Annotated in this window: 19 protein-coding genes; 7 read left to right on the top strand and 12 right to left on the bottom strand. The window is 65.5% G+C overall.

The features are described from left to right. The first annotated feature begins 170 nt into the window (after positions 1–170). Positions 171–1946, top strand: coding sequence for a tetratricopeptide repeat protein (locus tag ON43_RS15190; RefSeq protein ID WP_157514045.1), 1776 nt, complete (start codon positions 171–173; stop codon positions 1944–1946). 8 nt (positions 1947–1954) lie between these two features. Here ON43_RS15190 and ON43_RS43710 read toward each other — a convergent pair whose 3' ends face one another. After that, positions 1955–2578 (bottom strand): DUF4232 domain-containing protein, encoded by a 624-nt coding sequence (locus ON43_RS43710; protein WP_083913431.1) that lies wholly within the window; start codon positions 2576–2578, stop codon positions 1955–1957. A gap of 170 nt (positions 2579–2748) precedes the next feature. On the opposite strand from ON43_RS43710, the gene ON43_RS15180 reads away from it, so the two are divergent. From ON43_RS15180 to ON43_RS15170, 3 genes are all read left to right on the top strand, one after another. Continuing rightward, positions 2749–4326, top strand: coding sequence for an LVIVD repeat-containing protein (locus ON43_RS15180; RefSeq protein WP_040807959.1), 1578 nt, complete (start codon positions 2749–2751; stop codon positions 4324–4326). Between the two features lie 104 nt (positions 4327–4430). Continuing rightward, positions 4431–5006, top strand: a complete 576-nt coding sequence (locus tag ON43_RS15175; RefSeq protein ID WP_083913449.1) for a DUF305 domain-containing protein — start codon at positions 4431–4433, stop codon at positions 5004–5006. Positions 5007–5097: 91 nt separating this feature from the next. Next, complete coding sequence (locus tag ON43_RS15170; RefSeq protein ID WP_040808166.1) at positions 5098–5823, top strand: hotdog fold domain-containing protein; 726 nt, start codon at positions 5098–5100, stop codon at positions 5821–5823. An 81-nt stretch (positions 5824–5904) separates the two neighbouring features. On the opposite strand, the gene ON43_RS15165 is transcribed toward ON43_RS15170, so the two are convergent. The 3 genes from ON43_RS15165 to ON43_RS15155 all read right to left on the bottom strand — a co-directional run bounded on the left by ON43_RS15165 (position 5905) and on the right by ON43_RS15155 (position 8575). Next, positions 5905–7194, bottom strand: coding sequence for an acyl-CoA dehydrogenase family protein (locus tag ON43_RS15165; RefSeq protein WP_040807955.1), 1290 nt, complete (start codon positions 7192–7194; stop codon positions 5905–5907). A 2-nt stretch (positions 7195–7196) separates the two neighbouring features. After that, the gene (locus tag ON43_RS15160) at positions 7197–7757 is read right to left on the bottom strand and encodes a TetR/AcrR family transcriptional regulator (RefSeq protein ID WP_083913448.1); all 561 of its coding nucleotides are present in this window, start codon (positions 7755–7757) and stop codon (positions 7197–7199) included. Positions 7758–7828: 71 nt separating this feature from the next. Beyond that, positions 7829–8575 (bottom strand): SDR family NAD(P)-dependent oxidoreductase, encoded by a 747-nt coding sequence (locus tag ON43_RS15155; RefSeq protein ID WP_040807953.1) that lies wholly within the window; start codon positions 8573–8575, stop codon positions 7829–7831. A gap of 183 nt (positions 8576–8758) precedes the next feature. Between ON43_RS15155 and ON43_RS15150 the strand changes: the two genes are divergently transcribed. Continuing rightward, a complete protein-coding gene (locus ON43_RS15150; RefSeq protein ID WP_040807952.1) occupies positions 8759–10942 on the top strand; it encodes a malate synthase G in 2184 nt (727 codons plus the stop codon). A 236-nt stretch (positions 10943–11178) separates the two neighbouring features. On the opposite strand, the gene ON43_RS15145 is transcribed toward ON43_RS15150, so the two are convergent. The 3 genes from ON43_RS15145 to ON43_RS15135 are packed head-to-tail and all read right to left on the bottom strand — an operon-like array spanning position 11179 to position 12859. Beyond that, a complete protein-coding gene (locus tag ON43_RS15145) occupies positions 11179–12027 on the bottom strand; it encodes a helix-turn-helix domain-containing protein (RefSeq protein WP_040807950.1) in 849 nt (282 codons plus the stop codon). Between the two features lie 3 nt (positions 12028–12030). Then, positions 12031–12549, bottom strand: a complete 519-nt coding sequence (locus tag ON43_RS15140; RefSeq protein WP_040807949.1) for a DUF6879 family protein — start codon at positions 12547–12549, stop codon at positions 12031–12033. Beyond that, entirely contained in the window at positions 12530–12859 is a 330-nt protein-coding gene (locus ON43_RS15135; protein ID WP_040808163.1) for a hypothetical protein, read from the bottom strand. The genes ON43_RS15140 and ON43_RS15135 overlap by 20 nt, the downstream gene beginning before the upstream one ends. 216 nt (positions 12860–13075) lie before the next feature. Between ON43_RS15135 and ON43_RS15130 the strand changes: the two genes are divergently transcribed. Next, positions 13076–13621 (top strand): hypothetical protein, encoded by a 546-nt coding sequence (locus ON43_RS15130; RefSeq protein WP_245568597.1) that lies wholly within the window; start codon positions 13076–13078, stop codon positions 13619–13621. Positions 13622–13892: 271 nt separating this feature from the next. Here ON43_RS15130 and ON43_RS44820 read toward each other — a convergent pair whose 3' ends face one another. Beyond that, positions 13893–14057, bottom strand: coding sequence for a hypothetical protein (locus tag ON43_RS44820; protein WP_157514044.1), 165 nt, complete (start codon positions 14055–14057; stop codon positions 13893–13895). 318 nt (positions 14058–14375) lie between these two features. On the opposite strand from ON43_RS44820, the gene ON43_RS15120 reads away from it, so the two are divergent. Beyond that, positions 14376–15137: a class I SAM-dependent methyltransferase gene (locus tag ON43_RS15120; RefSeq protein ID WP_040807946.1), complete on the top strand. Its 762-nt coding sequence runs from the start codon at positions 14376–14378 to the stop codon at positions 15135–15137. 957 nt (positions 15138–16094) lie between these two features. On the opposite strand, the gene ON43_RS15115 is transcribed toward ON43_RS15120, so the two are convergent. From ON43_RS15115 to ON43_RS42510, 4 genes are all read right to left on the bottom strand, one after another. Further along, complete coding sequence (locus ON43_RS15115; RefSeq protein WP_157514043.1) at positions 16095–16895, bottom strand: MmyB family transcriptional regulator; 801 nt, start codon at positions 16893–16895, stop codon at positions 16095–16097. A 166-nt stretch (positions 16896–17061) separates the two neighbouring features. After that, positions 17062–18021 (bottom strand): CE1 family esterase, encoded by a 960-nt coding sequence (locus ON43_RS15110; protein ID WP_083913429.1) that lies wholly within the window; start codon positions 18019–18021, stop codon positions 17062–17064. A 127-nt stretch (positions 18022–18148) separates the two neighbouring features. Next, positions 18149–19897: an alpha/beta hydrolase family protein gene (locus tag ON43_RS15105; protein ID WP_157514042.1), complete on the bottom strand. Its 1749-nt coding sequence runs from the start codon at positions 19895–19897 to the stop codon at positions 18149–18151. Positions 19898–19932: 35 nt separating this feature from the next. Then, positions 19933–21099 carry an FG-GAP repeat domain-containing protein gene (locus tag ON43_RS42510; RefSeq protein ID WP_051178469.1) on the bottom strand — a complete coding sequence of 389 codons (1167 nt, stop codon included), beginning with the start codon at positions 21097–21099 and terminating at the stop codon, positions 19933–19935. Between the last annotated feature and the right edge of the window lie 87 nt (positions 21100–21186).

Raw genomic sequence — 21186 nt, 5'->3', positions numbered from 1 at the left:
GCGGATCGGGCACCGAGGGTACGCTCCAGTCTGCCGAGCCCGGCTCTCGAAACCCACTGAGCCCTGGCGGATCTCATCGAGCAAGCACCTCGGCGGGCGAAGGGCGACGTGGTCGGAGATCATGTGCGCGAAGGTCGAATCGGCCGAGTCGATATGCGGGGAGTGGTGTGGTGGTTTCGGAAGCGCGAGGCGAGGTTTCGGTCGCGGTGCTGGCGCTCGACAGCGGTGATCTGGCGCATGCGGCGGATCATGTCGCGGATGCGCTGAATACCGAGCCCGCGCTGCCGGAGGCGCATGAGGTGCTGGCGCAGCTCGCCGTGGCGGCGGGTGGGGTCGAGGCGGCATTGGGGTTGTATCCGATGGAGCGGCCGTATGCGGGGTCGATGGCCGCGCGTGCGCATCTGCTGGCCGCCGCCGGGCAGTGGGATGAGGCGGTGTCGCTGCTCGCTCAGCTCGCAGCCTTCGAGCCGAGTCTGCCGTGGGCGCGGGTGCCGTGGCTCGGGTGCGACGGGCTCGCCGAGGCACTGAGCGGTGAGACGGTGCTCTACGGGCTGATCACGCTCAATCGGGCACTGCCCGAACCGGTTCCGGAGGAGCTGCGGGATCCGCTCGGGCCGCTGTTCGCGCTGCTGTGCGCCGCCGTCGAGCGGCAAGCCGAGGATAATCGGCTGCTCGCGTTGGGTTCTGCGCTGGCTCGCCGCTTCACCGCGTTCGATCGTGCCGAATCCTGGGCGGTGCGGGCGCATCGCCGCGATCCGGACCGGCTCTCGAGTGTGATGCTGGGCCACGTGTACAGGTCGATCGGCCGGGCCGACGATGCGATCGCGGTGTGGTCCGACTACCTGCGGCGGGATCCGTCCGACGTGTACCTGCACGTCGATCTGGCCGAGCTGTATGCCGACACCGGCCGCCTGGAGCTGGGATTGCCTTGGCTGGAAGAGGTTTCGGCCAAGTCACCGGCACACGAGAAGGCCGCGCCCGCACTCCTGGGCCTGCGCTATCGCATGGACCGCGACCCCCGCCATCTGCTGGCGCTCGCCGACCACCTCCGCGACCATCCCGACCATCACTACGCGGGCGATCTGCTGGCCCGATTCTCCTGGGACACACCATGGCTCGGCCACGTCGACGGCGCGACCGAATCACTGGTGAACCTGCTGCATCAGATCCTCGCCGAGCAGCCCGAGCATCGGGACCTGTCGTTCGAGGGCACCGTTTCCGGCGTCGAGCCGCCGAGCGCCATGATGACCCTGCTTTCCGTGCTGCCCCGCGCCGAGCTCACCGTCTCGGACGCCGGTCATCCGGACCCGAGACTCCCCTCCCCCGAATGGAATCCGTCGGGTGTCGCCGTCTGGCGCTACCCCGGCGATGCCATGATCGCCGAGCGCACCGTCCCCGCCCCGGCCCGCGAGTCGGCCGAGACCGTCCGGCGCACAACCCAATTGCGCTGGCCCCACTTGCCCGCCGCCTACGATCACGCGGTCGCACTGTCCGACGTACCCCTACCGGACCTGATCGCCACCCTGGTCCACCCGCCCGCCCCCGCGGACGACGAGACCCGCGCCTTCACCGCGCGCTACCCCGACATGTGGGTCCGCGCCGTGCAGGTCGCCGCATCCTTGGGTATCGCCCACCACCGCGTCGCCGAACCTTGGTACGAATCCACCCGCCGCACGGTACTTTTCGATTTGCTCCGCGGCCCGGAGGACTGGGTCTGCGAGGCCGCCGCGCTCGCTCTCATCGCGGTCGCCTGGACCCATCCCGACACCCGCGACGATATCGGCATGGCGATCTGCCGCCGCATGCTCGACCTGGGCGAGGCGGCCCGCACCCGCCCGGTGACGATCCTGTCCTCGTTCTGCCGCCTCACCCTGGCCTGCCCCTGGCTCGACGACCCGTTCCTCAGCCTCGCCCGGGACATCCTCGCCAACAACGAGCAGGACTGACCGCGCGGCTATTCGGTGACCGGGTGGATCTTCAGATTGCACACGGTGAGGGACTTGTCGATCACCCGGGTATCGGTGGAGTTGGGCGGGGTGACTTCGACTTTCGCGACCTTGGGGTCGGGTTTGTCGAGCACGCCGCAGGCGACGGATTCGGCGACGGCGCGGGCGGGGTGGCCGGACTTGACCACTACCGTGGGTTCCTTGTCATTGCCCTCGGGGAGCCCGCCGATGAATCCGCGTAGCGTCCGTTCGGCGTGCACGACCTCGCCGGTTTCGGTGATCTCGTCCATGCCGGGGTAGCCGGTGAGGGTGCACGCCTGGGCGGGGTTGGCGATGGAGAAGACCAGGGTCAGCCCGTAGTGGCTGGTGGCCGCGCCCATGTTCTGCGCGGTGACGTCGACCTGGCCGGGGGCGCAGGCGGCGATGGGGGTGTCGGTGGGTTTGGGATTCGGTTGCGGCGCGGTCGATTCCGGGGTGGTGCCGCCGGAATTGCCGCCGTCGGCGGTCGTCGTGGTCGCCGCCGTCGGCCCACCGGATTGGGTGGCGGTACCGGAGGATGTCGAACCGCCGCATCCGCTGGCGACCACCACGACCGCACACGCCACCACTGTCGCGAATCCTGCTCTGCGCATTGCCGACACTCCTTCCACCACCAGAGTGTCACAGACAATCTTTGCCTGAACCCCTACCGGCCGGTCAGTTTATGGGTTAGCGTTTCGAGACGTAACCGTGACCACAGCCGCCATCCTGATGTGCGGCCGGTCACCGTGCTTGTGCTCGAAACGAAGACGGGGGTACCGCGATGAGGCGGTTCACGCGCATGCGCCGGTCCAAGCCGGCGGCGGTGCTGGCGGTGACGCTGCTGGGGGCGGCCGTGCTGCCGATGCACGGTGCGTCCGCGGATCTGCAGGACGATCTCGCGAATCAGGTGCAGCAGTTCCTGGATGTCGGGCGGACCTCGGTGCCGCGCGCGGACTGCGGCGCGGACGCGTTGCCGGAAAACGGTCTGCAGGGCGATGTTCCGGCCGACGACCGCAACAGCGGGCGCAGCACGCTGGGGTATCGCTGCAATCTGTCGTTCGTCGGCGGGTATGTCGGCAAGGGCGCGGGCATCACCTCGACGACCTATGACCATTGCTCGTACACGGGATCGCTGTTCCCGGGCAATATCCTCGGGCCCTCGCAGGGCGTGCAGGTGCTCGATGTCTCCGATCCGGCGAATCCGGTGGTGACCGGGAGCCTCACCGAACCGGCCATGCTGGCCGGGACCTGGGAGTCGCTCAAGGTCAACGCTGAGCGGAAACTGCTGGTGGGCACCGGTGTTCCGGTCGGCGAGGGTGCGGGATACCTGTCGGTCTACGACATCTCCGACTGCGCGCATCCCCGGCTGCTGAACCAAGGCGCGGGCACGAATCTGCTGATGCCGCTGCCGATCACGACGCACGAGGGCGGTTTCTCGCCGGACGGCCGGACCTACTGGGCCTCGGGCATCGCGCCCGGTTTCGTCAGCGCCGTCGATCTCACCGATCCGACCAATCCCCACGTGATCTGGCAGGGCCTCACCGGGATCGAGGCGCACGGCTTCGGGATCAGCCCGGACGGCAACCGCATGTACCTGTCCGCGCTGGCCGGATTCACCGTGCTCGACATCAGCGCTGTGCAGCGCCGCGATCCGAATCCGCAGGTCGCGCACCTGGGCCGGGTCTTCTGGACAGATGGCTGGGCGACCCAGCACAGCATTCCGGTCACCTATGACGGCAAGCCGTACCTGTTCACCGTGGACGAGGGCGGCGCGGGCGGGGTGAAGCTCATCGACATCTCCGACGAGACGAATCCGTTCGTGGCGACCAAGATCAAGCTGGAGATCAACCTGCCGGAGAACCAGGATTCGGCGATGGCCTCGGCCATGGGCGGGTCGGTGTTCTCCTACGACGCGCACTACTGCGCCGCGGACCGCCCGACCAACCCGACCGCGCTGGCCTGCGCCTGGGAGGAGGCCGGGATCCGCGTCTTCGATGTGCGGGATCCGTTCCACGCCAAGGAGATCGGCTATTTCAATCCGCCCGCGCGCAAGGGCCGCAACCTGGAGCTGTGGAACTCCCCGCACGCGCTGGCCTCGATTATCGGCGTGCCCGCCATGGAGTTCCCGTCGGCGGCCCGGGCCATCCTGGAGGGCAAGTTCGATCCGACCCAGGCGCTGTCGGCGCGGACCGGCATGGTGGCCTTCGGCGACCTGTCCAGCGACTGGTGCTTCTCGCCGCCGGAGTGGCACGGCAGCCAGCTGTGGGCCACCTGTAATGACAACGGCTTCATGGTGTTGCAGCTCGCCGACGACGTGTACACGCCACCCGCCGATCAGCAGTCCGTGGTCGGCTCGTGACGGAAGACGCTGAACCCGAGGGCACAACGACTGCCCGCCTGGGCGATCGGGTCCGGCGGCCGCTCGTGGCCGTCGTGCTCGCCCTCGCGCTGATCGCGGCCGGGATGCTGCTGCGCCCGGTCGTGTTCTCCGAGAACCATTCCGCGACAACGGTTCTCAGCCAGGTCGAGATCGGCTTCACCCAGGACATGTCGTCTCACCACGAGCAGGCGCTGATCATGGTGCAGCGCTTGGATTCCGGCGTCGACCCGACGGTGCGGCAGCTGGCCCAGCAGATCGGCGACACCCAGCGCATGGAGATCGGCACCATGCTCGGCTGGCTGCGCCTGGCCAATGCCTCACCCGATTCCAAGCATCCGATGGCGTGGATGAACACCGATGCCGCGCACGATCATTCGATGACCATGACCAGCGCGAACGGCACCTCGATGCCGGGCATGGCCACCCAGGCGGAGCTCGACTCGCTGGCCGCCGCGAAGGGCAAGGACGCCGAGATCCTGTTCCTGCAGCTCATGCTGCGCCACCATCGCGGCGGCGCGGCCATGGCGAAGGCGGCCGATCAGCTCATCGCCTCGGGCCCGGTGAAGGAATCCGCGCGCGGCATGATCTCCGCCCAATCCCAGGAGGCCGGGCTGATGACCATCATGCTGGCCCAGCGGGGAGCGCAACCCCTGTCCTGAGGTGCGAAATCTCACGAGACCACGGGTACGGCCGCTGGGTATCGTCGATCGTGTAGATCGGCCGCCAGGCCGGGAAAGGTTGACCTTCACCATGACCCAGGCGGAAGCGCTCACCCTCCCCGAACACATCCACGGCTACCCGGACATCGTGTTCGGCGGCTACATCGCGGGCCTACTCGCGCCGCACGCCGACGCCGAGACCGTGCGCGTCGACTTCCGCAGCCCGGTCATGGTGGGCACCCCGTTCCAGCTGTCGCGACCCGAATCCGGCCGCGCCGCCTTCACCTCCCTCGACGACACCGTGCTGGTCGAGGCGAGCACCGCCACGCTCACGATCGACCCGATCCCCACCCCGTCCTGGTCCGAGGCGAAAGAAGCGGTCGAAACGCGGCTGTCGTACCCGGGTCGCACTATCACCGACTGCTACGGCTGCGGCGAGGCGTGCGAGCCGGGCCGGGGCTTGCGACTGTTCCCCTGGCGGATTCCCGGCCGTGAGGTGATGGCGGCCGCCTGGACCCCCGACACCGCCCTCGCCGACGAGAACGGCGAACTCCCACCGGAAATCGTCTGGGCCGCCCTCGACTGCCCCGGCGGCCTGGCCGGATTCATCTTCTCCGGCATGGGCCGCGGCACCTTCACCGCCGCCCTCACCGCCACCCAAACGGCCCCCATCCTGGCCGGAGCCGACTACATCTCCCACGCCTGGGTCCTGCACCGCGACGGCCGCAAACACACTGTCGGCGTGGCCCTTTCGACCCCGGACGGCGACCTGTGCGCCCTCGCCGAGGCCCTCTGGATCGAGCCGAAAACCCTCTAACCGTCGAGCTGCACATCCTGGAGGGGATTTGCCTGGATAGTCCGGAATTCGCCTCCAGGATGCGCCGCTCGACGGAAACGGTTAGAGGTTGGCGATGGTGTGTTCGAGGCGGGTGGCTACCAATTCGCGGGCCTTCTCGCGCAGGGCCGGGCGGTAACCGCTGGGGTACACCGGATCCGCCGGGGCGTAGGTCTTGAGGACCTCCTTGGCCAGGGTGATCTTGTGGACTTCGGTCGGTCCGTCGGCGATGGCCATGATCTGGGCGTAGGTCATCATGTCGGTGAACGGGAGGTCGGTGCTCACGCCGAGGGCGCCGTGTAGATGCATTGCGCGCTGGGCGATGTCGTGCATGACCTTCGGCATGGCGACCTTGATGGCGGCGATGTCGTGGCGGACCTTGCGGTAGTCCTGTTCCTTGTCGATGCGCCACGCGGTGCGCAGCACCAGCAGCCGGAACTGCTCCATCTCGATCCAGGATTCGGCGATCTTTTCCTGGGTCAGTTGCTTGCCGCCGAGGACGCCCTTGCCCATGGGGCGGGAGACTGCGCGCTCGCACATCATGTCGAAGGCCTTGCGCACCAACGCGACCGTGCGCATGGCGTGGTGGACGCGGCCGCCGCCGAGGCGGGTCTGAGCGACGATGAAGCCGAGGCCCTCCGCGCCGAGGAGCGAATCAGCCGGAATGCGGACGTTCGAGAAACGCAGGTGGCCTTCGTGTTCGCTGAAGCCGGGGACGGTGAAGTTCTTCACGACCTCGACGCCGGGTGTGTCCGCGGGCACGATGAACATGGAAAGCCGCTGGTGCGGCGGCGCGTCCGGGTCGGTGACCGCCATGACGATATGGAAGGTCGCGAATTCGGCGGCGGAGTTGAACCACTTCTCCCCATTGATGACCCACTCGTCACCGTCGCGGACCGCCCGAGTCTGGAAGGACGTCGGGTCGGAACCTCCGGTGGGCTCGGTCATGACGTAGCAGGAGCCGATCTCACCATCGAGCAAGGGCCGCAGGTACTTCGCCTTCTGCTCGGGCGTGCCGAAGTGGGCGAGGATCTCCGCATTGCCGGAATCCGGTGCCTGACAGCCGAAGACGAGCGGGGCCCACTGCGAGGTGCCCAGTACCTCGTTGAGCAGCGCCAGCTTCAGCTGCCCGTAACCGGGGCCGCCGAGTTCGGGCCCCAGGTGGCAGGCCCACAGCTCCTGCTCTTTCACCTTCTCCTGCAGCGGCTTCATGAGCGCACGAATCTCCGGATTGGTGCGGTCATACGGGTTGGGGTAGATCAGGTCCAGGGGTTCCACCTCGGTCCTGACGAACTCCGCGACCCAGTCCAGCTTCTTCTGGTACTCCGGGTCCGTCTCGAAATCCCAAGCCATGATCAGCCTTTCGTGCTCTTGCGCGGTTGGATGAGTCCGTCCAGGACGGTGGTGCAGAGAATGCCGGCGATCTCGTCGGGGGTGTGCTGCCCGTCGGCGCGGTACCAGAAGGTCACCGAATTGAGCATGCCGAGCACGCTGTTGGTGACGACGTGGTCGGCGGTGCGCAGCACGCCCGAAGCCTTGCCCGCGTCGATGACGCTCTGCCACAGGGCTTGGATGCGGTCGCGCAGCTCCTGCAGTTCGCGCGCCCGTTCGCCGCTGAGCGCGGTGACGTCACGCAGCTGGATCGCGACGGCGCGGCGGTTCTCGATGATGAGGCGCACATGCGAGTGGATCAGCTTGCGCAGCTTGGTGACCGGATAGTCCGAGCCGCTCGCGATGAGTTCGGCCTCGGCCAGCATGAGCCGGGTGTACTCGGCGAGGATCTCCCACAGCAGTTCTTCTTTGGAGCCGATGTGGTAGTACAGCGCGCCGCGCTGCACATCGGCCCGGTCCCCGATCTCGGCGACGCCGGTGCCGTGGAAGCCCTTCTCCGAGAATAGCTCCAGCGCGGCGGCCATGATCCGCTCCCGGGTCTCCCCCGGGCCGGAGGCCGAGGCGGGCGGGCGGCCGCGCTTGCGGGCGGGGGCGGTCAACGGATCCCGCCGTCCAGGGCGAGTGTCGAACCGGTGCAGTAGGCCGAGGCGTCCGAGGCGAAGAACAGTGCGGCCCCGACGATGTCGGCGGGTGCGCCGATGCGGCCGAGCGCGGTGTGGCGGGCCAACTCTTCGGCCAGCCCCGCGGGCCAGGCCTTGGCGATATCGGTGCCGAAGGCCCCGCAGCGAATCGTGTTCACCCGCACGGCCGGTCCGTACGTCTGAGCGAAACCCATGGTCAGCGCCTCGAGTCCGGCCTTCGCGGCGGCATAGGGCACCGCCGTCGGTTCCGGATGCACGGCCTCCACCGAAGATATATTTACGATCGATCCCCCGCCCGCCGCGGCCATGCGCGACCCGAACAGGGCCGAGAGCCGGAACGGCCCCTTCAGATTGGTGGCGATCACCTTGTCGAACATGGCCTCGGAAACCTGGTCCAAGCTGGGATAGAGCAGCGACATCCCGGCATTGTTGATGAGCACGTCCACCGCGCCGAACTCGCCGTAAGCCGCCTCGGCGAGCGCCTCGCACTGCGCCCAATCCCCCACGTTGCAGGCCACCGGCAGCGCCCGTCGCCCGGTCTTGGCACGCACGTCGGAGGCTAATTCCTCACACGCGTCGAGCTTGCGGCTGGCGATGACGACATCCGAGCCCGCCTCAGCGAGCGCCAGGACCATCTCCCGGCCCAGCCCGCGACTGCCGCCCGTTACCACAGAGACCTTGCCGGACAAGGGATTTCCCATGAATCGCACCTTCGCGACGAGCCGCCAAAAAATGTTCCAACCAGTACATTAAATGTACCGATCGATACAATCAAGACCCATCGTGCGAGGCCCCAACCCCGAGGCCGTGAAATACCGCCCGGTAACCGCGAGTAATATGACGCCCGTACTTTTTCCACCCGGCTTCTCGAAATGAGGCAGTAGATGACAGAGCGGATTCAGGTCGGCGGGCTGCAGGTTGCCAAGGTGCTCCACGATTTCGTGGAGAACGAGGCCCTCCCCGGCACCGGTGTTGATTCCGCCGCGTTCTGGTCGGGTGCCGAGGCCGTCATCAACGACCTCGCCCCTCGCAACCGAGCCCTGCTCGCAGAACGCGACGACATCCAAGCCAAGATCGACGAGTGGCACCGCGCGAACCCGGGCGCAGGCTACGACAAGGCTGCCTACAAGCAGTTCCTCACCGAGATCGGCTATCTCCGTCCCGAACCGGCCGATTTCGAAATCGGAACCGAGAACGTGGACGCCGAAATCGCCACCCAGGCGGGACCGCAGCTGGTCGTGCCGGTGATGAACGCCCGCTTCGCCATCAATGCCGCCAACGCGCGCTGGGGTTCGCTCTACGACGCGCTGTACGGCACCGATGCCATCTCCGAGGCCAATGGAGCGGAGAAGGGCAGCGGCTACAACAAGGTCCGCGGTGACAAGGTCATCGAGTGGGCGCGCAACTTCCTCGACGACGCGGTGCCGCTGATCACCGGCTCGCACGTCGGCTCCACCAAGTACTCGATCGAGGACGGCGAGCTGGTCGTCGGCCTCGAGGACGGCACCGAGATCGGCTTGGCCGACAACGATGCGCTCGTCGGCTACCTGGGCGATCCGGCCAACCCGACCTCGATCCTGCTCAAGCACAACGGCCTGCACATCGAGATCCAGGTCGACCCGTCCTCCCCGATCGGTTCCACCGACACCGCGGGCGTCAAGGACGTGGTGCTGGAGTCCGCGGTCACCACGATCATGGACTTCGAGGACTCGGTCGCGGCCGTGGACGCCGAGGACAAGGTCCTCTGCTACCACAACTGGCTGGGCCTGATGAAGGGCACGCTGGCCGAGAAGGTGACCAAGGTCGGCAAGACCTTCACCCGCACCATGAACCCGGACCGCGTGTACACCGCCCTCGACGGCAGTGAGCTTGTGCTGCACGGCCGTTCGCTGCTGTTCGTGCGCAATGTGGGTCACCTGATGACCTCCGACGCGATCATCGACGCGCAGGGCAACGAGGTTCCCGAGGGCATCATGGACGGCCTGATCACCGTCCTGATCGCCAAGCACGCCCTCAACGGAGACACCGAGCTCAAGAACACCCGCACCGGCTCGATCTACATCGTGAAGCCGAAGATGCACGGCCCGGACGAGGTGGCCTTCACCAACGAGCTGTTCGGCCGCATCGAAGAGGTCGTCGGCGTGCCCGCCAACACCCTCAAGGTCGGCATCATGGACGAGGAGCGCCGCACCACGGTGAACCTGAAGGCGTCCATCTTCGCCGCCAAGGACCGCGTGGTCTTCATCAACACCGGCTTCCTGGACCGCACCGGCGACGAGATCCACACCTCCATGGAGGCCGGGCCGATGGTCCGCAAGGCCGAGATGAAGGCCCAGCAGTGGATCAAGTCCTACGAGGACTGGAACGTCGACACCGGTCTGGCCACCGGTCTGCCCGGCAAGGCGCAGATCGGCAAGGGCATGTGGGCCATGCCGGATCTGATGGCCGAGATGCTGGTCCAGAAGATCGGCCACCCGAAGTCGGGCGCCAACACCGCGTGGGTCCCGTCCCCGACCGCCGCCACCCTGCACGCCACCCACTACCACCTGGTGGACGTGTTCAAGCGGCAGGCCGAGATCGCCAAGGGCGGCCCGCGCGCCACCGTCGACGAGATCCTCGAGATCCCGCTGGCCCCCGACACCAACTGGTCGCCCGAGGAGATCCAGCAGGAGCTGGACAACAACTCCCAGGGCATCCTCGGCTACGTGGTCCGCTGGATCGACCAGGGCGTCGGCTGCTCGAAGGTGCCCGACATCAAGGACATCGGCCTCATGGAGGACCGCGCCACCCTGCGCATCTCCTCCCAGCTGATGGCCAACTGGCTGCGCCACGGCATCGTCTCCGAGGCCGACGTCATCGCCTCCCTGGAGCGCATGGCCCCGGTCGTCGACCGCCAGAACGCGGGCGACGCGTCCTACTTCCCGATGGCTCCGGACTTCAACGCCTCCATCGCCTTCCAGGCGGCGAAGGAACTGGTCCTCGAGGGCACCACCCAGCCCAACGGCTACACCGAGCCCATCCTCCACCGCCGCCGCCGCGAGGCCAAGGCCTTCAACAAGTCGGTCTGACCGAGCGTTGGAAACGTCTGAAAAGTAGCTCCTGGCAGCTCTTTTCAACCTGAGGCCTCGCCCCGGAAGCATTCCGGGCGGGGCCTCGGCCATAACTGGAGATCACCCCACATCCCGGGCCGTCACGCAACGTCGGCGAATCGGCCATCCGCCGCGACCGAGGCCGGCGATTTGAAGAACGCGTTCACGATCCGGCATGTCGACGGAACCTACACGGCCAGTGCCTCGTGGCCCGACTACCTCTTGCGCCGGTCGGTTCGCCTGTTGGCGGCCTCGAAAACCAACTCCCGTGCGACTTCTCCGGTCACGGACTGACCCGCCAAGACATCGAACGTCCGGTGGTACAGCTTGATTTCTCGTGGCTGGGTGATCGTCAACTCTGCGGTAATCCCTTCGACGGTAACCCGTCGCTCATCGAACATGACGAAGTTGGTCAGCTGCATCGGAAGTTCGGTACCCATGGGGACAATCCCGAACGTGACTCGCGGCAACCCCATTGCCGCAATCAGCCGGTCTAGCTGTCCTCTCATAACCGAGTCTCCACCGACGTTGTTGTACAGGGCTTGCTCACCCATCAGCAGATGAAACCTGCGGTCACCCTTGTATAGAACCTGTTGCCGCTCAATGCGTTTAGCTACCCCCTCATCCAGGTCGTCAGGTATCCCGTGGAACCTGATGGACCTCCGCAGTATCGCCGCAGCGTATTCGGCGGTCTGAAGTAGTCCAGGTATCAGAGACGGCTGATACACCCGAATCACGTTAGCCTGCTGCATCAGGCGCAGAATCTCGTGCTGTTTCTGCTTGGTCCCACCACTGAGGGTCCGACGCCACTCCCGGTAAGCGGCGTCTATGTTCCGCAGCGACGCAACCAGGTCCGGTAATTCACCCTCAGCCCCGGTGAGCTTGCACCAGAGCTGAATATCGACCACCGAGGGCTTGGTCTTGCCGTACTCGATCTTGGGGACCCTGGTCTGATGCCAGCCCGCCCGACGAGCAAGCTCGCTACCGCTGAGACCGGCGGACTGGCGAAGCGCCCGGAGGCGTTCCCCGAGCGCTTCGCGCTGTTGCTGTACCGAATCACCCACCGATCAAACTTCGCCCGTGTATTCCCGGAAGGGCGACGCGGATTGCCAGAGCATTTCCTTCACGCTTCGGCAGTACGCAGCAATGCCGGGGTCTGTGGTGATTGCTGCACCAGCGGGCTTCCCGTCGTTATCCACCAGATTGAAACCCACGGTGGCGTCGTCGAACAGCCACCAGTCATCCGATGGCACGTCTCGGGCAAGGTGACGGGGCAGGTACCGAATGTCTTCTCCTGCCTCGACATTGCTCGCTGTGATGGACAGCAGCCAACGCTGATAGTCCGAGTGCGGCTCGGTTACTACCCGGACGCGAGTAACTCGCACACCCCGGCTGACGGTCTCCTGAACAAGCTCTGTCCACGGCCGCTTGCCGTACTCCGGTATCGGTGGTTCACCGTTCAAGAACCGCCGCAACGGTTCTGATTCGGCAGGCACGGAGTAGGTGTCCCTCACTTCCAGGTGGAATGCCTCGCGTTGGGCCTTCCTGAACAGCTCAGGCCACGGGCTAGGCTGCCGCAGTAACACCGTAGAAAGTCCTCTCAGCCCTGGGCACTTCGATGGCGGTCTCGTGGGGCTCCATGTCCAGCCGGACCACCATCTCATGGTTGATGATCGGTTCGCCGGACACCAGGAACGTTCCTCGGCCGGTATCGGTCATGGTGGCACCAACGAAGGTATCCGGCTCTGCGAACCCCAACAGCAGGTGCGGAATCTCTACCGTCCCCGGTGTATCGGTCTTCCAGCCCACGATGACGTAGGTGCTGGTGTCGGCCACGTACAGCGACGGGCATTCACCATCGCCCGAACCACCCTTGCCCAGGAATTTCAACAACATGATGACGCTCCCTATCTGGACTAGGCGCAACTATGCTTGCGCATCCCAATTGTCCCGCTCGGAAGTACGGACCAGCCACGGAATAGGCCAATTTCGGCATAGTTCAGCATAGGTATGGCTTGGAGACCTGCACGCTTCTTAGCGTCGGTCTATGCGTTCGGGGCGGTGCAGTCGTCTCGGCCCCGGACTGCCTCACCAGCGATGACAGGGGCAGCCGTGACCGATCCAGACGAACCAGAGGCCGTGCCGCGTACGCGACTGTTCCAGTTCCCCGGCGGCGTACTGGAACTCCAGAGCAGCAGTCAGGACTCCGCCGACGACTACGGCGGCTTCTACCTCCAACTCCACGACTCCACGGCCATCGACGGCCACGACGACCAAAGGGCGGTCATGCGATACACACCCACCGCGCTCGGATACCTGCGCACTGATGTCTCCGGCGTGAGTCAGCAGTGGGACGAGAGCGAGATACGTAGGCTCGCAGCGCGATACGGCTACGACTTGGCCGAAATCGTGGTCTACGACCCCGCCAGCGGTCGGCCACCGTTCGCACGGTTGAAGGCCCAAGCTACCCGTCTGGACGCGGAAGCGGTGTTCGTGCCGTCGCTCGAGCATTTCGAGGAGGGCGAAGCGCCCGGCTCGCTGGTGCAGCGGCTGGACGTGGTAACCGTGCACCCGGAATCGACGTACTCACGTCGTGTCTTGCCGCCGCTGTCGGACCGAACGCCCGAACTCCGTACGGACCGTGCGGTAACCCCCTGAAGCCATTCCGATGCCCGCAATCCGCGGGAAGACAGCCCCAGCCACAGGAGAAGGCTGGGGCATGTCTCGGATCCTCATGAATTGCGGAGTCGCTCAAGTGGTCCGGAGGTTCTTTCGGTACTTGCCATCGGGTCGAGCGCGGGTTCCCGGTCAATGCCGTTGGGAGGGAGTGCCATCCAAAGGCTCCCGGGCCATTTCGATCATTTGCTGCCGATCGTCAGGGTGCACCTCCGGATCCGGTTCTCCGCGATTCCTGCGCCACGCGATCTCATCAGGTACCGGCGATCCGTGCACCCACCGGATCAGCCGGAGGTTTCGCAGGTTGTCCACCCCAGTCAACGATTGTGTAGTTACCGTCCAGTTCACCGAACGTCTCGACAAGCAGCCACTGTGGCGTCGGCGCGTGTTCCTCCTGACGTACGATCTTGTCGGTCATACTGCAATAGTGCGCTTTTCGTGTTCCAAGATCACGGAAACCGGGGAACCATGTCACCCACCAGCGTCACATTCGACGAAGCATATTTCCGAGACCCCCACGACTTCTACCGGAAAGTACAGAACGAGGGGCCCATTCATCGGTTCGAAACCCCGTCCGGAGTTCACGGATGGCTAATCACCGGCGGCGACGACCTGCAAGTCGTCCTGTTGTCCATCCTGAACCGACTCGATCCCGACCTACGGACCACCTACCGCGCCGGCTCACGGGCTGCGGCCCTGCCGCCTCACAACGGATTCCTGTGCGAGGATCGCTGACATGTTGCGGAGCTTCGAGGAACTGGTTGCCGAAGCCGACGCCGTGTCGGTGGCCGGGTGGGACTTCTCCTGGTTGAACGGCCGCGCCACCGAACAGCGCCCGTCTTGGGGATATCAACGACTCATGGGTGAGCGGTTGGCCGGATCGACTGCGGCACTGGACATCCAGACCGGCGGCGGCGAGGTACTGGCCGGCGTGCCCACGCTCCCCCGCACCATGGTGGCGACCGAGTCGTGGCCGCCGAATGTAGCCAAAGCGACCCAGTTGCTACACCCGCGGGGTGCTGTGGTCGTCGCCGATACCGACGAGCCACCGCTACCCTTCGCCGACGCGGCGTTCGACCTGGTCACCAGTCGGCACCCGGTGAAAGCGTGGTGGACGGAAATCGCCCGCGTACTGCAGCCCGGGGGCACCTACTTCTCCCAGCACGTCGGTCCGGCAAGCGTTTTCGAACTGGTCGAATACTTCCTGGGACCACAACCCGACCACGTCCGGCGCGCACGGCATCCCGAGGACACGCGCCGCGAGGCCGAAGCAGCCGGTCTGCAGGTGGCCGACCTGCGCTTCGAGCAGCTGCGAACCGAGTTCTTCGACATCGGTGCTGTCATCTACTTCCTGCGGAAGGTGATCTGGATGGTGCCCGGCTTCACCGTCGTCGAATACCACGATCGGCTCCGCCAACTGCACGAACAAATCGAAGCCGACGGCCCGTTCGTCGCGACCACAACCCGCTTCCTCATCGAGGCCCGCAAACCGGCCTGAAGGCTCGCGACGAAGGTCTAGCCCGTTTCCTACCTTCGTCCGCGAACAGCCCGCGGATTCGATACCGATCTCGACATACCTGCCCGAAAGCAAGGCCTGCCCAACAATTTCCAATCCTCGAGATACACGACCAGCAACTCAGACGCCGCCAGCTCGATGCGGAGTCACCGGAGGTGACGAGCGGGCCAGCGCCCAGCTCGGACACATGGACGCCAACAAGTCGACGGCGCAACCTCACTACATTCACCAGGGTATTCGCCGCATGGTGGCGGCCGACAACGCGGACGTCCTGGAACTGCTGAACCCGTTCAAAATGGCACCAAAGTGGCACGCCGGGGCCCAGTTCAGCAGTTCACAACCCGCTGACCAGCGGAAACGGTCAATCCTTCTTCATCATTTCGTAGAACCCCCAAGATCATTCGCTGACCTGGCGATCTTGGGGGTTCTACCCGTTCTGACCTGGCATTTCATTGCCCCAACGAATCCCACCAGTTCCGACCGAAACCCTTGGATTCCCACCATTCCGGCCGCAAAATGGCACTCAAAATGGCACTGGAATTCCCACCGCATCCCACCGGTTCCGCCGCATCAACCACGCGAACGTGCGCCAGGATTCCGACCCACAGCCGGGATGACACGTGACCTGCGACCTCCGGATCTTGAGCCAACGGGAAACGGTCGAGCACTTGTCAGCTCCCTGCGCCTGCCTGGTTGAGTCGGTCTGCGGTCGACAATCTGTTGCCGGTCGCACGTGCGTGCCGGATTGAGTAGCAGCGGGTACGAGGTCCGTAAAGTGGTTCTCCCCCAGGCGATCGCAAAGGCGCCGAACTCGTACGGATTGGAGCAGATCCCGTCGGACAGATCCGTGATGGCCTTCGGGGACTGTGACCGAGGCCGCGAAATTCGCGCCCATGAAAGCAGCGCCGGTCAGCAGCTTCTCAGGGACGCCGGATTCACTTATGCCACAGGCAGAACGAACAATCCGATCAGCTGGCCCGGGTACGTCGCGGACGCGACCCGTCCGCACTGCACGAGGGCCGGGTACTGACGACCGGTTTCCGGATCCCGCAATTCCCCGGACCACAGCGGGGGAACGAACTCGGTCTCTCCCTCGTCCCATACCTGCCGGAGCATCGGATACCCGCGTAGTTCATCCAGCAGATCGGCATACTCCCCCAGGCTGCCGATCCGACCGATCGAACTGCGCAACCACCGCACAGCCTGCGCCACATCGGCATTCCAATTCACCAGCACGCGCACAGCCTGCTCATTGCCGAACAACCAGCGAAAGATGCTGCCGTCCTCCGCGATTCCCGGGAACGATGCCCCGAAACCGCAGTTCCATGCCAGGAGATTGCCGCAGATATCGATATAGGCCGCAGGTTTCGGGTCGTGCAGGGCAAGCGTGAGAAGCAAGTCCGGCGTAATAGCCGCACGCATTTCAGCAAGGGACCGATTTTCGTCGGTTCCCATCCCGGCCGTATCCCACAACTGACGACGATCCGCAGCCGACAGCGGACTCAGATGATCCAGATATCGAATCAACGCCTCCACCACCACCCTGGTGGGATGTTCACGCTGCCCCTTCTCCAGATGCGTGACGTAACTGCCGCTGACGCCGGTATTGAAAGCCAGCCTTTCCCGTGAGATACGCCGCGCAACACGCAAGCGCCGCAACACATCCCCAAATGCCGGAACTACCGGACTCCGATCCCCGATGCCACGTGTGTCCTGCTGGCGTCTCGCTTCAGTTGCCATCAGGGCCTCCTCCACATGGTCCCAACGGCATCTACCACGACCGCCGGTATCTGAGAACAGATGGTCTCACAATACCGCCCGGTATGCATCCTGGGCGTCACCCGACACCTGACATGCCAGTTGTCAGTGGACAGGTAGTGCGTCGTTTTCGATACCTGACCCGGCCTCAGTGGGCTTGGGTGGCGAAGAAGTCCCAGATCGTCTTGCTGGCGTCGAATGTTGTGTTGAGTGGGCCGAGGGTACTGCTGTACTGCTGCTGGGTGGTGCTACCGCCCGGCCAGGTGTGGCCGCCGCCCTGGACCGAATACAGTTGCGCCTGAACGCCATCCGTGCAGGCGGGGCCGGTGGTGAGGGTGACCGTATCGTCGGTGCCCGGTGCGGGCGCGGTGGTGGTGTCACCGGTGCAGCCGTCCTTGCCGCGCCAGAACTTCAGGGTATCGACGGCGGACAGCAACACTGTGGCATTGCCGCGTTCCGTCGCGTTCGGGCTGTTCACGGTGCCGCCGGCGTAGGGCACCACGGGATCGGCGGTGCCGTGAATCAGGATGACCGGCAGCGGCTTCGCGATCGGGCACTGCGATTCGAGTTGGGTGGGCAGTCCTGCCGAGAGCACCGCGATTCCGGCCAGTTGCCCCGAGAGCGCGCAGGCCGCCACCTGGGTGTCGATGCCGCCGTGGGAGATGCCGCTGAGGTAGATCCGCGCCGGATCGACGCCGTGTTGTGAAACCAGTTCCGCGATCAAGGCTTTGATAGCACTCGGTGTGGTCGCGTCCGGATAGGCGGCCACGAAACCGCTGCTATCGGCGACGGCCGACATCCCGCTCACGGTCTCGATCTGGGTGCCGCTGCCGTTCCCGCCGTGCAGCACGATCACCGCCGGCAACGCACCACTCACGCCGGCCGGGACATGCAGCACATAGTTGGCCGTCTTGCCATCGACGGTCAGCGATTCCACCGTCGACCCGGCACCCGCCATCGTCGACGCGCCGAGCACCGGCGGAATCGCAGCGGCACTCGACGTCGATGAAGTCGCCCCGGATGTCGACGAAGCCCCGTCCCCACATCCCGCTGTGACGGCCACCGCCAGCACCGCACCGATGATCCACATCCCGCGCCCGATACTCATGGCAACTTCATAGCATCCAAAGCCGGGGAAGCCCGGCCACCGCACCGAACCCTCAGCCGACCTTCAGAACACGAACCGCTCGCCGTCGGTGGCCCGGGACGGCGAGCGGTTCGAGGGTGAGGTCAGGTCAGCGCTGTGGCTGACAGTCGTATTTGGCGGGGCTGTTGTTGAGGTTGTAGAGAAACACTTCCGGGCGCAGGATCTGGGCGAGGCTGGCCCGGTCGGGGACGGTGACGCACAGGCTGGGTCCGGCGGACCCCTGGGGCGCGTATTCGGTGGCCACCGCCCGTGACAGGCCTTTGACCGGTTCGCTCAACGACTGGCAGGCGGAGGCGCTGGAATCGGCCTTGCCGTAGCAATCGAACCAGTCGAGGTAGTAGTGCACCGACAGCGCGGGCGAGCGCAGGTTGCGGGGAATGGCGACCCAGTTGACCGAATCTCCGTGGCTGCCACCCTCATACGCGATGACCTGCATGGCTTGGCTGCGGCCCGAACGCAGCAGGTTGTCGTAGCGGTCCTTGGTGCCGTACGGGCCGTCGGTCGGGTTGAAGAACGGCTGATAGAAGTTGGTGATGCCGTAGCCGGACAACCCGGGGATGTCGAAGTCGGCGGTCTGCATCTGCAAGGGCGCGGAGGCCGCGGTGGTGGCGGCGAAGCCCGACATGCCGACGACCGAGCTGACATGCGGCAGCGGGCGGCCGTCGATGCCGAATCCTTTGTCCTGCCAGTTCAAATAGTTGGTGACGCCGATCGAGCCGACGGACTGACCCCACAAGTTCACATGCTCGAGGTCGAGCTTGTCGATCCACTGATTGCGCGGGTTGTTGCCGACCGGTTCGTAGGCGGGATTGCTGCGGACCAGCCGCGGATTCTGTCCGGCGAGCACATTGGCGGCCTCGTTGGCCAGGTCCACCACCGGGGTGATGTCCTGACCGAAGATCCAGCGCACGATATCCTGGGCATCGCGGCAGGAGCCAGGGGCGAAACAGTCCTCGACCGAACCCAGCGGCAGCACGAGATCCAGTGCGTTGCCGTCACTTCCGGGCTGACCGGCCTGAGCGAAAGTGAAGGTGAGATAGCCCGCACGGGCAGCAGACTGCGCGTACATGGCGACCTGTTCCTGTGACTCCGCAGCGCCCGGCATGCCCATGGTCACCGGATACTTCTTCTCGGATGAGGCGTCGAAATCCGCGGGCAGCCAGACCTTCCCGACGAGCGGGATACCTCGCGAGTCGACGATCTTCACCTTCTCGACAATGCCGAACTTGAAGTCAGCGCCGGAATCGCCTGCCGCACAATCACCGTCGGTGGTCTCGTAGAGCACCGCACCGTCCGGCTGCAGGCACGGGAACCGGTATTGCGCCTGCTGGTAGGCCGGGTCGTAGTAGTTGTCGTCGACCATGGCGTCCGCACTGGCCGGAATGAGCGTCACCCCGGCCGTATCGGCCAGCCCGAACTTGCCGTCATGATTCCAATCCGGCAGGTAATCCGGATGCGGCGCAAAACCCAACCGCAGCGGTGGGGTGTGCAGCAGTGTGTCCCACAGCTTCTGGGCGCCGGCCAGCACCTTCGACTGCCCGTCGGAGGTCTGGTAGATCTCGGGCCGGGTCAGCTCCTCGAACTGCGATGTCAGCCGGCCGGTGTTGGTGAGGATGCTCGCCTTGACGAAGTAGTCGAGCATCGCGGGATTGTTGAGATCGTGCACCGTGCCCTGGAACAGGGTCAGGAAATTGGACAACACATAACTCGGGTCGGGCGGCTCCGGCGCGGGATACGGCTCGGCAGCCGCCGGGCCCGGCCCCGTGACGGCCGCCGACAAGGTCAGCGACGACACCAGCACGAGCATCGCCCGCGCGAAACGAACGCGACGTGACATACGTTCTCTCCCTCTGTATTCCGCGGTTGACCGGACTAGCCGACGCGCTTGTTGCGCAGCAGCCAGATTCGGGTCTTCACGTCGAGTCCGTGCAATGGCACGTTGCCCGGGGCGAGGATGTCCGGAGCGCCGTCACCGTCCACGTCGGCCGAGAGGATCGCCTCCGGCGCGTCGCTGACCTGGTAGCGCCCGGCTTCCTCGAATCTCCGGCCGCCGACCCCGCGCATGATGGTCACCTGGCTGGCGAAATCCGAGACCGACGCGATGTCGAGCCAGCCGTCACCGTCGTAATCGGCCAGTGTCACACCGGGTTTGGCGTCGAGGAGCGCGCCTTGCGGGTCACGCATCCGGACCTCCGGCTCGAAGCCGCCACCACCGGTGCCGTAGAGCAGTGACAGGTCGTTGGTGGCCGCGTTGGCGACCACCAGGTCCGGGTTGCCGTCGCGATCGAGATCGCCGATCTCGATGTACTCCGGCAAACCGCCCACCCCGTAGGAGCCCACTTCCGTGAAGCTGCCGTCACCGCGGCCGAGCAGCACCCGCAGCCGGAAGTCGATATCGGCCACGGCCAGATCCGGAATGCCGTCCCCGTCGAGATCGCCGACGGCCATGGTCAAGCCGAAAAGGCCGCCCGGCATCGCGGTCGGACCCGGCCGGAAGGTGCCGTCACCATTGCCCAGCAACACGGTCACCAGCGCCGGTGCGCCGTTCACCAGAATGATGTCCTGGTGCCCGTCACCATTCACATCCGCCACCGCGAGCTGAAACGGAATGGACGGAATCGGATAGCTGCCAACAGGTGTGAAGGTGAAGTCGCCATGCCCGGCGTACACCGACAACGACGAGGTGAGAAACGACGCCGCCACCAGATCCTGATGCCCGTCCTCGTTGAAATCACCCGCCGCCACCAACGGCGTATCCGCCCCGGTAGCAACCCCACCCGCCTCGACGAACGTGCCATTACCGGCATTGCGCGACAACGAGATCCCGGTCGCGATGGTATTCCCGGAAGCAAGATCGGGCAGACCGTCACCGTTGAAATCGGCCACCACCAACTCACTCGGACCCGCACCGCCGCTGAGCACCACCCCCGGATAACCCTCCGGAGGCCCGAACTCGATCCCAGCGGCGGACGCCGTCCCCGGCGACATCGCCACGGCCACGACAATCGACAGGCAGACCGCGACAACGACTGTGCGCATGCGAGACAACACCGACTCCCGATCCACTCGCACGCGACCGCACGAGCACCTCCGCCGAGGCTAAGACCGCCGAATCGTCACCTCCAT

This window comes from Nocardia concava NBRC 100430, from assembly GCF_000308815.1.
GTDB classification, from domain to species: Bacteria; Actinomycetota; Actinomycetes; order Mycobacteriales; family Mycobacteriaceae; genus Nocardia; species Nocardia concava.
Note: the sequence above shows the minus strand (reverse complement) of the source record. Positions and strands in the feature narration are given on the sequence as shown.

What these genes read in the sequence shown, in the direction of transcription:
- ON43_RS42510 (WP_051178469.1), bottom strand. Translation starts at nt 21,099, where the DNA reads ATGCGCACAGTCGTTGTCGCGGTCTGCCTGTCGATTGTCGTGGCCGTG.
- ON43_RS15155 (WP_040807953.1), bottom strand. Translation starts at nt 8,575, where the DNA reads ATGGGAAATCCCTTGTCCGGCAAGGTCTCTGTGGTAACGGGCGGCAGT.
- ON43_RS15135 (WP_040808163.1), bottom strand. Translation starts at nt 12,859, where the DNA reads ATGTTGTTGAAATTCCTGGGCAAGGGTGGTTCGGGCGATGGTGAATGC.
- ON43_RS43710 (WP_083913431.1), bottom strand. Translation starts at nt 2,578, where the DNA reads ATGCGCAGAGCAGGATTCGCGACAGTGGTGGCGTGTGCGGTCGTGGTG.
- ON43_RS15105 (WP_157514042.1), bottom strand. Translation starts at nt 19,897, where the DNA reads ATGTCACGTCGCGTTCGTTTCGCGCGGGCGATGCTCGTGCTGGTGTCG.
- ON43_RS15110 (WP_083913429.1), bottom strand. Translation starts at nt 18,021, where the DNA reads ATGAGTATCGGGCGCGGGATGTGGATCATCGGTGCGGTGCTGGCGGTG.
- ON43_RS15175 (WP_083913449.1), top strand. Translation starts at nt 4,431, where the DNA reads ATGCTGCTGCGCCCGGTCGTGTTCTCCGAGAACCATTCCGCGACAACG.
- ON43_RS15160 (WP_083913448.1), bottom strand. Translation starts at nt 7,757, where the DNA reads ATGGCCGCCGCGCTGGAGCTATTCTCGGAGAAGGGCTTCCACGGCACC.
- ON43_RS44820 (WP_157514044.1), bottom strand. Translation starts at nt 14,057, where the DNA reads ATGACCGACAAGATCGTACGTCAGGAGGAACACGCGCCGACGCCACAG.
- ON43_RS15120 (WP_040807946.1), top strand. Translation starts at nt 14,376, where the DNA reads ATGTTGCGGAGCTTCGAGGAACTGGTTGCCGAAGCCGACGCCGTGTCG.
- ON43_RS15180 (WP_040807959.1), top strand. Translation starts at nt 2,749, where the DNA reads ATGAGGCGGTTCACGCGCATGCGCCGGTCCAAGCCGGCGGCGGTGCTG.
- ON43_RS15115 (WP_157514043.1), bottom strand. Translation starts at nt 16,895, where the DNA reads ATGGCAACTGAAGCGAGACGCCAGCAGGACACACGTGGCATCGGGGAT.
- ON43_RS15165 (WP_040807955.1), bottom strand. Translation starts at nt 7,194, where the DNA reads ATGGCTTGGGATTTCGAGACGGACCCGGAGTACCAGAAGAAGCTGGAC.
- ON43_RS15170 (WP_040808166.1), top strand. Translation starts at nt 5,098, where the DNA reads ATGACCCAGGCGGAAGCGCTCACCCTCCCCGAACACATCCACGGCTAC.
- ON43_RS15150 (WP_040807952.1), top strand. Translation starts at nt 8,759, where the DNA reads ATGACAGAGCGGATTCAGGTCGGCGGGCTGCAGGTTGCCAAGGTGCTC.